The organism is Intrasporangium sp. Soil_C_50 (genome assembly GCF_057656595.1).
Window position 1 is genome coordinate 860,757 of the sequence record NZ_JBDGKB010000001.1, and the last position, 11,796, is coordinate 872,552.

Annotated in this window: 9 protein-coding genes; 3 read left to right on the plus strand and 6 right to left on the minus strand. The window is 71.2% G+C overall.

All coding sequences use genetic code 11. The annotated features are described in order from the left end of the window. Positions 1–15 precede the first annotated feature (15 nt). The 3 genes from AC3A5R_RS03980 to AC3A5R_RS03990 form a co-directional block, all read right to left on the minus strand. Positions 16–2,439, minus strand: coding sequence for a M14 family metallopeptidase (locus AC3A5R_RS03980; protein WP_487619463.1), 2,424 nt, complete (start codon positions 2,437–2,439; stop codon positions 16–18). 275 nt (positions 2,440–2,714) lie between these two features. Then, positions 2,715–4,817 carry a PQQ-dependent sugar dehydrogenase gene (locus tag AC3A5R_RS03985; RefSeq protein WP_487619464.1) on the minus strand — a complete coding sequence of 701 codons (2,103 nt, stop codon included), beginning with the start codon at positions 4,815–4,817 and terminating at the stop codon, positions 2,715–2,717. A gap of 32 nt (positions 4,818–4,849) precedes the next feature. Beyond that, on the minus strand, positions 4,850–5,809 hold the full coding sequence (locus tag AC3A5R_RS03990) for a LamG domain-containing protein (protein ID WP_487619465.1): 960 nt from the start codon (positions 5,807–5,809) through the stop codon (positions 4,850–4,852). A gap of 318 nt (positions 5,810–6,127) precedes the next feature. Between AC3A5R_RS03990 and AC3A5R_RS03995 the strand changes: the two genes are divergently transcribed. Then, positions 6,128–6,943 (plus strand): SGNH/GDSL hydrolase family protein, encoded by an 816-nt coding sequence (locus AC3A5R_RS03995; protein WP_487619466.1) that lies wholly within the window; start codon positions 6,128–6,130, stop codon positions 6,941–6,943. 9 nt (positions 6,944–6,952) lie between these two features. On the opposite strand, the gene ychF is transcribed toward AC3A5R_RS03995, so the two are convergent. The 3 genes from ychF to AC3A5R_RS04010 form a co-directional block, all read right to left on the minus strand. After that, positions 6,953–8,038: a redox-regulated ATPase YchF gene (gene ychF, locus AC3A5R_RS04000; RefSeq protein WP_487619467.1), complete on the minus strand. Its 1,086-nt coding sequence runs from the start codon at positions 8,036–8,038 to the stop codon at positions 6,953–6,955. Between the two features lie 79 nt (positions 8,039–8,117). After that, positions 8,118–8,669 carry a histidine phosphatase family protein gene (locus AC3A5R_RS04005; RefSeq protein WP_487619468.1) on the minus strand — a complete coding sequence of 184 codons (552 nt, stop codon included), beginning with the start codon at positions 8,667–8,669 and terminating at the stop codon, positions 8,118–8,120. 20 nt (positions 8,670–8,689) lie between these two features. Next, positions 8,690–9,538, minus strand: coding sequence for a thioesterase family protein (locus AC3A5R_RS04010; RefSeq protein ID WP_487619469.1), 849 nt, complete (start codon positions 9,536–9,538; stop codon positions 8,690–8,692). A gap of 158 nt (positions 9,539–9,696) precedes the next feature. Here AC3A5R_RS04010 and AC3A5R_RS04015 point away from each other — a divergent pair, with 158 nt between their 5' ends. Together AC3A5R_RS04015 and AC3A5R_RS04020 are read left to right on the plus strand one after the other, a co-directional pair. Continuing rightward, complete coding sequence (locus AC3A5R_RS04015) at positions 9,697–10,488, plus strand: M15 family metallopeptidase (protein ID WP_487619470.1); 792 nt, start codon at positions 9,697–9,699, stop codon at positions 10,486–10,488. Positions 10,489–10,536: 48 nt separating this feature from the next. Then, on the plus strand, positions 10,537–11,763 hold the full coding sequence (locus AC3A5R_RS04020) for a DNA recombination protein RmuC (protein ID WP_487619471.1): 1,227 nt from the start codon (positions 10,537–10,539) through the stop codon (positions 11,761–11,763). The last annotated feature ends 33 nt before the right edge of the window (positions 11,764–11,796 follow it).

Here is an 11,796-nt window from a genome sequence, read left to right on the forward strand (position 1 = left end):
ACGGTCGGCCGGCGCTCAGCCGACGGTGACGATCTTCTTGTTGAAGTTCTGCCCCTTGCCCGTCGGCGAGTAGCGCGCCTCGACGTTGCCGGCGATGTCGACCGAGAACCAGCGGACCTCGGTCGTCGAGGTGAGCCGCACGGACTCGGCGCCCTGACGCATGCCCGCCGTCTTCAGCTTCGGCGACGAGAAGGTCGGCCGGCTGCCGTCGAGCGTGTAGTAGACCGTCGCCGGCTCGTCCACCGAGATGGTGAACGTCGACGCGCCGGGCGTGCGGTCGGTCACGACGACCTCCGACCTCGGAGGTCGCACGTCGGACTGGTGCGCGAGCGCCACCTCGAGGATGCCGATCTGGCCGCCAGCGAACTCCATCGCCTCCTGGTGCCCCTCGGCGAACGGCGGCTGGAAACCGACCGCCGAGAAGCGCTTCGTCGTCGGGTTCCAGACGTCGGCGCCGACCTCGAAGTCCCAGCCGATGATGCCGTAGCTGTACCACAGCTCGTCGGCGGAGTTGCCGGCCGCGGAGTACAGCACGTCGGTGACCGGGCCGGTGCGGCCGGGCCAGATCGCCGTGCCGCGCCACTCCTGCACGGCCGAGAGGATGTGCGAGGAGGCACCCCAGAAGAACTCCTCGGTCCCGAGGTCGACGTTGGGCAGCAGCTCGCGCCCGGCGGTCTTGTAGGCGCCCGGGGGCCACATGAAGTAGCCGCCGTAGGAGTGGGTGTTCATGGCGAACTTGATGTTGGTGAAGGTCTGGGCGAGCCACACCTCGTTGCGCGCCTCGGGCTCGGACAGCTCCGACGGTCCGGCGAAGGTGTCGCTCGTGCACGAGGTCGAGCCGCCGGTGTACCCGTCGTAGACCGACCCGACCGAGAAGTTGCGGTTGATGTCGACGCCCCAGCTGTTGCGGTTGTTCGGGTCGCCGCTCGTGGCCGGGCAGTAGTTCGTCAGGTTCCGACGCTGCATCGCGCTGTCGTAGAAGCTGTAGTGGCCTCCGTCCGGGTTCATCGACGGGACGATGAAGATGTCGAGGTTGTCGACGAGCTTCTTGGTGGTCGGGTCGTTGCGGTAGTTGCGCAGCAGCCGCTCTGCGGTCTCGACGCAGACGAGCGGGGTGACCCACTCACGAGCGTGCTCCTGGCAGTAGAGCAGGACGCCGGTCTTCGACCCGTTGCGGGCCTTGCCGATGCGCAGTGCCTGCATCTGGAACGGCTCGCGACTGACGCTCGCCGGTGCCTTGAGGTTGTCGGTCAGCCTGACCGCCGGAACCGCTGCGGCCGTGCCCGACCCGCCGGTCGTGCGGTACGGGGCGGCCGTCACCAGCGCTGCCGCGGCAGGGCTCGCGTTGAGGGCACCGACCACCTGGGCGGCCGTGCTCGTCAGGGCGCCCGAGGTGTTGGTCGCCAGGCTGACGGTGATGTCCTTGCCGGCGACGGACACCGACAGCGGCGCGTTGCTCGATGCCGGGTTCTTCAGCGCGACGGACAGGTCGTTGCCGCCCTCGTGGCCCCAGGCCTTGGAGGTCACGTAGAAGCCGGAAGCGCTCGCGAGCCCGACGAGCGCCTGCGCCTTGCGGCGGTAGCCGTTCGTCTTGTTGGGCAGGTCGACGACCTCGCTGATCGCGGGGAACTCGGCGGCGAGCGACCGGATCCGGGCGTACACCTCCGTGGGGTCCATGTAGTGGTCGACGAAGTCGGCCGCGTAGTGCGGGCTCGGGGCCTTGCGCGGGCCGCCGAGCCATTGCGTCACGTCGGCCGTCACGGTGGCTCCGCTGGAGCTGGTGACCGTGACCTTGCTGGGCACGGCGTCGACGTTGATCGGTGCGCTGAACCGGTGGTACATGTACTGGCCGGCGTCGACGAAACGCTGCATCGTCGCGGTGCCACCGCTGCCCATGGCGGTCCCGGGGCCCGAGTCCCACTGTGCCGTCAGCACGTTCGCAGCGCTGCTGTCGGACGCGCGGACCTCGACGTTGAGGAAGCGGGTGCCTTCGAGAGAGGAGAACCATTCCGACCGCAAGGTGGTCAGTGTGTCGGCGGACTGCGCGGCGACAGCGAGGGCGCCGAGGGTGGCCGTGCGCTCGGCGCGGTTGCCGGCAGCGTCGTCGGTGCCCTGGATCGTCTCGCGGACCTGGTACCCCTCGGCCTGCAAGGTCGCGAGCTCCTGCGCGTCGGCGACGACGTGGACCTCGATCCCCGAGCTGAGGGGCTTGGTGTACTCGGTCAGGTCGTAGCCCTCGGCGGCCAGCCGCTCGACGGCTGCGTCGTCACGGGCGACGAGGGCGACGAGGGACGGCTCTGACGGCCCGTCGGCCCCGACGGCGGTACCAGACGGGGCCTCCGCGGCGGCCATGCCGGCCAGTGCAGGGGCCATGGTCACGGCCAGCGCGCCCGCGGTGAGTCCCGCGGTCCAGCGCCGCCGGAATCGGCGACTTTCCATGCGAACAACCTTTCGGCGAAAAGGGTTCCACGGTCGTGGTGAGCCGATCCAAGTGGCGCGGGCCACCCGGGGCAACCCTTACCCGACGGTCACTTCGCCGACGCGCGCGATTGGCTCCGCGGGTCTACCATCCCGCCGATCCGGCGTTGCTCGCCGGGGCGCTCGGCCGCAGGAGTGCCCCGCGGCAGAGCCGTTGGCTCCGTGGGCGAGGCCCGTCGTCGCGGGTGCGACGGCGGGCCTCGCCGGGGTCCGGGTGGCTGGACGTATCGGCCGCCTCAGGCGGCCGGCGTGCCGGTGACGACCATCCGGCGCAGCCTCCCCTCGTTGTCGAAGGAGCCGAAGCCGACGCGTCCGGACGCGAAGGTCTTGTCGCTCGCGGTCAGCACCGGGTCCTTGCGTCCGTCGACATAGACGGCGATCTCGCCGGTGCGCGGCAGGTGCACGACCCGCACCTTGTGCCAGTCGGCGTCGGTGACGGTCGGGTTGGCTCCCCGCGACCGCCCGTTCCACTGGTCGTCGATCCGCTCACGGTCGGCGTCGTCCACCTTGAAGATGCCGTTGTGCGGGTAGATCGTGTTGTCGGTCGACAGGTGCGCGTAGTAGAACTTCGTGTCCGACTGCCAGCCGAAGACGATGATGACGTCGCGGTTGGTCACCTCGACGGGGGTGTCGATGCGCACGTCGGCCTCGATGTCCACCGAGGACCACGGCGCGCCCTTGCTCACGACGGCGTACTCGAACGGCCGCCGCGGTCCGGGACGGCTCTCCCCGGCCTGCGCGAGGATCACCTCGTCCTTCGTGAACTGCCACTTCGAGGGTGTGATCGGCGTCCAGTCGGACAGCGCGGGCGACGGGCGGAGCGTCGTGCCACCGACGGCGCCGTCCGCGACGACCTTGCTGCCGGCGACCTTCCAGATCTTGCCGTTCGCCTTCGACACGATGTAGAGCTCGCCGGCGGCGTCGGTGCCGAACCGCAGGTCGACGCGCTTCGGGTCGCCGACCGAGCCGGGGGTGGACAGGTCGCGCATCGTCACGAGGTTGCCCGCGGGGTCGTAGAGCGCCAGCTGGTGGATGGTCGCCAGGCCCTTGCCGCGCTGCATCTGCGAGGTCTCGGTGTACATGATGCGGCCGTCGACGAGGTCACCGAAGACGTACTTGCCGCGCAGCTGCGGCATGGCCGCGCCGCGGTACACGAAGCCTCCCGCCACGGCGACGCCGACGTCTCCCTTGCAGTCCCAGCCGGGCGCTGGGTCGTGGTCGTAGGCGGCGACGGGGTAGGTGTAGCCGTTCTTCGCGTCGTCGGCCGGCAGCGGGTGCAGCTTGTCGCACGGGTTCGTCGTCGTCTTGTCGAAGACGAACGACCCCTCGCGCTCGCTCCATCCCATGTTGTCGCCGGCGCGCACCTCGTAGATCGACTCGATGGCGTGCTCGCCGATGTGGCCGAGGTACATCCGGCCGGTGTTGCGGTCCCAGCTGAAGCGGTGCGGGTCGCGGAAACCCACGGCGTAGATCTCGCCGAGCGCGCCGGGCCGCCCGACGAACGGGTTGCTGGCCGGGATGCCGTAGTGGCCGTTGGCGGAGTCGTGGCCGTTCGGGTCGATGCGCAGCAGCTTGCCGTGCGGGATCGCCATGTTCTGCGGGTCGCCGTTGCTGTAGCCCACGCCGCCGTCGCCGACCGCGAGGTACAGCTGCCGGTAGTCGGGGTCGCCGGGCTCGGCGGTCGGGTTGAAGTTGATCTCCTGGACGCCGTGCACCTGCCCGGCGAACCCGATGCGAAGGACCTCGCGGTGGGTGCCGGAGAAGGTGTCGGCCGTGGGGTCGTCCGCGGTCCACTCGGTGAGCACGCCGTGGTAGATCGTCTTCGGCTGGGCGTAGTCGGGCACCGCCGTCGTCGTGGCGGCGTTCTCGGTGTGCAGCGTGTAGAACTTGCCGTTGGTCCGGAACTGCGGGTCGAAGGCCACGTAGCCGAAGCCCTGGCCTAGGCCGCGGCCCGAGAAGAACTGCGGCGCAAAGGTCTTCGCGACTTCGAGGTACACGTGGGGCTTGCCGTCGCGGACGAGGTAGAGGTTGCCGTTGAGGTCGGGCACGGCCCGGCGGCCCGAGCCGTCCGGCACCTCCATGATCGTGTTGATCCGGGCGACCCGGACGAGACGCTGGTCGGTCGGGGGCGGGTTCGGCGTGGACTGCGGGAACGAGGCGTACTCGCTGAGCACCAGCCCGAGCTGGGACTGCGAGGGCATGTCCTTGATCGGGTCACTGATGACGTCCGCCGCGTGCGACGGCGCTGCAACGAGCGTGGCTGCCGTCGCGACGGCTGCGAGGGACACCCCGAGGGCGCGCAGGCGACGGCGTGGTGGGTTCGTGTTGCGGTGGAGCACGGTTACCTCCTGGTCGATGCGTGGTGGGGCGGTCACTCGGTCATGAACTCGTACTGCTTCCTCACGTCACCGGCGGAGACCGGCGCGTCGAGGAACATCAGCGAGTCCATGCGGCAGTCGCAGGGGTTCTGCTCCCGGGTGTTCTGCGGGAAGCTGCCGCCGATCTTGATGCCTCTAGGGTCGGTCCCGGTCGTCACGTACGGACCGGGCCCGGTCAGCCGCCACGGGTCGTCGGTGCGGGTGTAGAAGCCCTCGAGGGGACGGCCGTTGCGGTAGAGCGCCATCGACCCCGTCGTGAAGTCGAACGTGGCGGTCAGGTGCACCCACTGCCCGCGCGGCAGGATGGTGCGCCAGTCCTGGCTGGCAGCGAAGGTCTGCGACAGACCGCCGTCGAGCCTGCGACCGAGGGCCACGAGCTTCAGCTCGCCGCCCACGTCGATGAGCTCGAGCAGGGCCCGCACGTTGTGGCCCTCCGAGTCGCCGGTGAGCACACCCGACAGGCCGATCGCGTTGAAGCGGTCGGTCGGGCTCGTCGTGTTCGAGTTGAGTGCGGGGCCGTCCATGTCGACCTTGAACCAGCCCATCAGGGTGGCACCTGACGCCGCGTTGAAGGCGCGCAGCGTGCTGACGCCGGTGTCCGACCAGGTGCCGGCCTTCCAGTCGTCGTTGCCGGCGACGGCCGGGTCCACCTGTCGGGTCTGCACGGCGTTGCCGCTGCCCGGGTAGGCCCGGTCGGGGACCCGCATCGCGGCACCGCCGTTGACGAGCCGGATGCTCGTCCCCGACGGCCCGAGGTCGGCCTCGGCGCCCGCGTCGCCGGCAGCCGGATGGTCGAAGTCGTAGTAGGCGACGAGGTCCTTCGCGAGGGCGGGGTGCACGTCGCGAGGTCGGCCGCGGTCGGCCTGTGCCGGGTCGGTCCCGACGGTGGTGGTGAGCAGGGTCGCGGCGACGAGTGCCGCGACGGTGGAGCCCATGCGTCCTGCTGTTCTCATGACACCAACTTCCTTGTTGTGTGGCACGTGCAGCTGTGCGTGCGCATAATCGGAAAGCGCTTTCCCACCATAGGGACCAGTGCCCGAACCTGCAACAGATGGCCCACGGGCTGAAATCGAATGGTCGCCGAATCCACGAAATCCACTGTGCTACAGATGATTTCGGCCCATCAAGCGGATCGCTGCGGCATGCCTGCTCCCCCTCCAAAGCCGGACGACCACCTCGTGCGGAGGCCGGTACAGAGGCCGCTTCGGACCCGGCCCGAGGCCCGGATCGGGGCCCAGCGTCGCGCCAGCCGACCGGCCTACACTCCGCGCATGGGCGCACGTCGGTCGACATGCCACGTCATGGCGCTGGCCCTGGCGGGCCTCCTCGCGGCGGGGTGCTCCGCCTCGCCGGCGGGCGCCCCGGCAGGCCAGGATCTCTCTGCCCCGACCAGCCCCACCCCCTCCGGCGCCACCGCCCACACGTGGTCGATCGTGGCCCTCGGCGACTCCGTGCCGGCCGGCAGCGGCTGCGGGTGCACGCCCTACCCGCAGCTGTCCGGCGACGACCTGGCCTCACCCCCCACGCGGATGGTCACGGTGGCCAACGACGCGGTCGGCGGCTTCACCACCGACGACGTCCTGACCCAGCTCCAGAGCGACACAGCCGTCATCGGCCGGGTCCGCGCCGCGGACGTCGTCGAGGTCGAGGTCGGTGCCAACGACGTGGGCTACTCGTCCTCGTGCGGCCCCTCGGTGGCGTGCTACCAGCCGACGATCCCGGTCATCGAGAAGAACCTCGCCGCCATCGTCGGCCGCGTGCATGCCCTGACGAGCGGTCACCCGGTGCTCGTCGTGCTCCTGGACTACTGGAGCGTCTGGCTCGGTGGCCAGTACGCCGCTGCGCAGGGCGAGGCCTACGTCAGCGCGGCGGCGGAGGTCACCGACCAGGTCAACACCGTCATCGCGTCCACCGCGTCAGCGACGGCCTCGGCCTACATCGACCTGCGCACGGCCTTCAAGGGCCCCGACCACGCCTACGACGAGACCCACTACCTGGCCCCGGACGGCGACCACCCCAACGCGGCCGGGCACGAGCAGATCGCCGCGGCGACGGTGGCCCAGATCGAGAAGGTGCTGCACCTCTAGGCGTCGACCTCAGACGTTGAAGCGGAACTCCACGACGTCGCCGTCCTGCATGACGTAGTCCTTGCCCTCGATGCGGACCTTGCCGGCAGCCTTCGCGGCGTTCATCGAGCCGGCCTTGACGAGGTCGTCGAACCCGACGATCTCGGCCTTGATGAACCCGCGCTGGAAGTCGGTGTGGATGACGCCGGCTGCCATGGGTGCGGTCCAGCCCTTGCCGATGGTCCAGGCCCGCGACTCCTTGGGCCCGGCCGTGAGGTAGGTCTGCAGGCCGAGCGTGTGGAAGCCGGTGCGGGCCAGCTGGTCGAGGCCGGACTCCTCGGCGCCGAAGCTCTGGAGCATCTCGAGCGCCTCGTCGGGCTCCATCTCCATGAGGTCCATCTCGAGCTTGGCGTTGAGGAAGACGGCATCGGCCGGGGCAGCGAGCTCGCGCAGCGACTCCTGCAGCGAGGCGTCGGCGAGCTGGTCCTCGTCGAGGTTGAAGACGTAGATGAAGGGCTTGGTCGTCAGCAGGCCGAGCTGCTTGGCCTCGGCGAGGTCGACGCCGGCGGCCGGGCCCTTGGCGTACAGGGTGTGGCCCTCCTCGAGGACCTTCTGGGCGGCCTGGGCCAGCTCGAGGACGGCCTTCTTGTCCTTGTTGATCCGCGCCTCCTTCTCGAGCCGGGGCACAGCCTTCTCGAGGGTCTGCAGGTCGGCGAGGATCAGCTCGGTGTGGATCGTCTCGATGTCGCCGGCCGGGCTCACCTTGCCGTCGACGTGGACGACGTCGCCGTCCTCGAACGCGCGCACGACCTGGCAGATGGCGTCGGCCTCGCGGATGTTGGCGAGGAACTTGTTGCCGAGCCCCTCCCCCTCGCTGGCGCCGCGGACGATGCCGGCGATGTCGACGAAGCTCACCGTGGCCGGGAGGATCTTGTCCGAGCCGAAGATCTCGGCGAGCGCGCCGAGGCGGCTGTCGGGCAGCGGGACGACGCCGACGTTCGGCTCGATCGTCGCGAACGGGTAGTTCGCGGCGAGCACGTTGTTCTTGGTCAGCGCGTTGAAGAGCGTCGACTTGCCGACGTTGGGGAGACCGACGATTCCGATGGTGAGTGCCACGAGGACAGGAGTCTAGTGCGGGCGCACGCGACCGCCGACCACGCACCGGCCGCCCGGCGGCGCCCCAGGATGCGACGCGTCAGGCGTGGGGCGCCGAGGGCACCGAGTACTCCCAGCCCGGACACCACTGGAAAGGCGCGTCGACGAGGTCCTCGAGGGGCGTGCCGTCGAGCAGGTGCTGCAGCGCCCAACGGTTGGCCGAGTGCGACACGATGACGACCGTCTGCCCGTCGTGGTCGCGCACGAGGTCGGCGAGTAACGAGCGCGTGGCGGCCACGACGTCGCGGTAGCTCTGGCCGCCGGGGAACGGCTCGTCGATGCACCGACGCCGCTGCTCGCCCACCACGGTGACCGGCGCACCGTTGAGGCGACCGTAGTCGCACTCGCGCAGACGCGCGTCGAGGTGCACCGGGATGTCGCTGTGCCCGAAGGCGATCCGCGCGGTCTCGACAGCCCGCGCGAGGTCGGACGCATACACGGCCGCGACGCCGGAGCCGCGGCGCCGGCGTCCCAGGTCCTCCGCCTGCTGCCGACCGGCCGGGGACAGGCGCCCCGGGAGCCAGCCCGTGGCGACGCCGTTCTCGTTGTCCTCGGTGGTCGCGTGGGTCTCGTAGACGAGGTGGACGTCCATGGCCGGGACCTGGCCGCCGGTCAGGCGCCGGCCGGCGCGGGCCGGACGCCGCAGAGCTGGCGCGACTGGGCGACGAGGGCACCGGTGGAGTCCCAGATCCGGGCGTCCTCCTCCATCATCCCGCCGCCGAGGTTCTCGCTCGACAGCGCGACCCGCAGCCAGCCGGGGGCAGGACGGCGTCGCACGTGCCCGGTGAACTCCAGCGTCGGCGTCCAGCCGAACAGGCCGAGGTCGAAGGCGACCGGCGGCAGCGCGTCGAGGGCGAGGAGCAGCAGCGTCGTGTCGGGCTCGCGGCCGTCGCGCAGCCGCAGCCACCCGCGCATGACGCCCTGCATCGACGGGCGGCCCATGGCCCAGCCGGCCGTGGCGGGGTCGAGGCGCAGGTCGAGCCGCTCGAGGAAGCGGGCGTGGGCCAGGAAGTCCGGGGGCGCCTGGTCGGCGCCGAGGCACTGCTCGGGCGGCGGCATGTCGGGCGGGTCGGACTGGCGCTGCACGTCGACGTCGTCGAGGTTGCCGAACGAGGCGATGGCGCGCATCCGCTCCACGGGATCACCGGCGTCCGACGCCTGGGCGATGCTGACCTGCCCGGTGGACAGGGCCCGCCCGCAGCGCATCACCTCGGTGGTGGCGGTGAACGGGCCCGGCTGGGAGGCGGTCGTGAAGTACGCCGAGAGCACGACGGGATCGACGTGCCGGGTGGACTCGGCCGGGTCGGCGTCGAGGTGCTGGCCGAGTGCCGTCAGGGCCGCGGCCATGACGAGGCCGCCGTTGACGGCGTTGCCGATCATCCAGTCCTCGTGGAACGTGCCGGTCCGCTGGTCGGCGGTGGGACCTGGCGTCAGGCGGATCGCGTCGTCGTACTCGCTCACGCCGCCTGTCTAGCAGACCGCCGGCACGCCGCCCGTCCGGACGGGGCGTGCCGTGGGCCACAGCCGCACAAAGGGTATGAAACGGACATCCGCACGGTCTCCGCCCCTCTCTCCGCACGGACGCAGGTCACCCACCCGACCGACCCGAAGGACGACTCATGGCTGGATCCCTCCTGCGCGGTGGCGGCCTCGCTGCCGCGGCCCTCACCACCCTCGCGCTGACGACGACGGCGCCGCCGGCATCGGGCGCCGCCCCCGAGCACTCCACCGCGGCGGCGCCGGTCCCGGTGGCTCGCCTCGCGCCCGAGCCACACTCCCTCGGCGCCCTCCCCGACGTCTCCGCCCTCGTCGTCGCGGCCTCCACGGCCGCTGCCACGGCGACGGCACCGGACCCGATACGCGTCAGCGTCCGCCGCGTGACGGCCGCCGACGTCCGCTACACGTGGCGGTCGGGCTGCCCCGTCGGGCCGAGCCGCCTACGGGTCGTCGCCATGAACTTCCGAGGCTATGACGGCAGGATCCACCGCGGCATGCTCATCGTCCGCTCGGACAAGGTCACGCAGACGGCCGCCATCTTCCGAGCCGCCTACCTCGCCGGCTTCAAGATCCGCCGGATGGACAACCCGAACCTCTGGAAGGGCAGCGACGAGGCGATGATGAAGGCCGACAACACCTCGGCGTTCAACTGCCGGCGCGTCACCGGCAACAGCTCGCGGATGTCGCCGCACTCCTACGGCACCGCCATCGACGTCAACACGATGCGCAACCCGTACAAGGCGGCCAACGGCGTCTGGTACCCGCCGAACGGCACCCGCTGGATCAACCGGAAGCTGCACGACCCCGGCATGATCTGGGCCTCCTCGACGATCACGAAGCAGGTGCTCTCCCGCGGCGGCGTGTGGGGCGGCTACTGGCGGTACAAGGACTACCAGCACTTCGAGCTCGGCTGAGCGCGTGGGCTCCACGGCCCTGTCGGACCTCTCTGGGACGGTGGGGCCATGGAGACCTCGTCGCTGCTCACCGGCCTCGCGCTGGGCCTCGTCGCCGGCGCGCTCGTCGCCTGGCTCGCCGTCCGCTCCGCCCTCGTGTCGCGCACCGCGGCCGCCGAGGCGGCCCGTGACGTGCTGCGGGAGCGGGTCGACGACCTCGAGGCCTCCCGCGCCGAGGACGACGCCACCGCGGCCGTCCTCGCACCGCTGCGCGAGACCATCGGCCGCGTCGAGCGGCACGTCGGCGTCCTCGAGCGCGACCGCGTCCAGCAGTTCGGCCAGCTCGGTGAGCGCCTCACCGAGGTGAGCCGGTCCACCGAGTCGCTGCGCTCGGAGACCGCGACGCTCGCCAGCGCCCTCAACGCGTCCACCGTCCGCGGCGCCTGGGGCGAGGTGCAGCTGAGGCGGGTCCTCGAGGTGTCGGGGCTGCTCGCCCGGTGCGACTTCGACGAGCAGGTCACCCGGGTCAGCCGGCACGGCGCCACGGTGCGCCCCGACGCCGTCGTCAACCTCCCCGGCGGCCGTCACGTCGTCGTCGACAGCAAGGCGCCGATGGCGCACTTCCTCCAGGCGCACGGCGACACCGTCTCCGACCTCGAGCGCGGCGAGCTGCTCGCCGCGCACGCCACGGCGCTGCGCCGGCACGTCGAGGGTCTCGCCGCCAAGGCGTACTGGACCGCCTTCACCCGCTCGCCCGAGGTCGTCATCTGCTTCGTGCCCGGCGAGGCCATCCTCGCCACCGCCCTCGCCGACGACCCCGGCCTCTACGAGCACGCCCTGACGCGCAAGGTCGTGCTGGCCTCGCCCGGCACCCTCTATGCCGTGCTGCGCACCGTCGGTGCGATCTGGCAGCAGGACGCCCTGGAGCAGAACGCCCGCGAGCTGCTCGCCCTCGGCCAGGACCTCTATGCCCGGCTCGCCACCCTCGGCGGGCACGTCACCGGCATGGGCCAGTCGCTGGCACGGTCGGTGGAGCAGTACAACAAGTTCGTCGGCACGCTCGAGTCGCGCGTGCTCGTCACCGCCCGACGCATGCACGAGCTGCACCTGGCCACCGACCGGCCCACCGAGCTCGCGCCGCTCGAGGCCGCACCACGCTCCCTCAGCGCCGCCGAGCTCACCGAAGGGCCCGATCTCGACGATGCCCACGGCGAGCACTCACGTGCCGAGCGCGACGAGGCGTTCCTGCGCCACGAGGGCGAGGCCTCGGCCCAGCGCAGGGCCGACACCGCCTGACGCGTCACCACTCCTGACGTGGCGCGCCCGCCA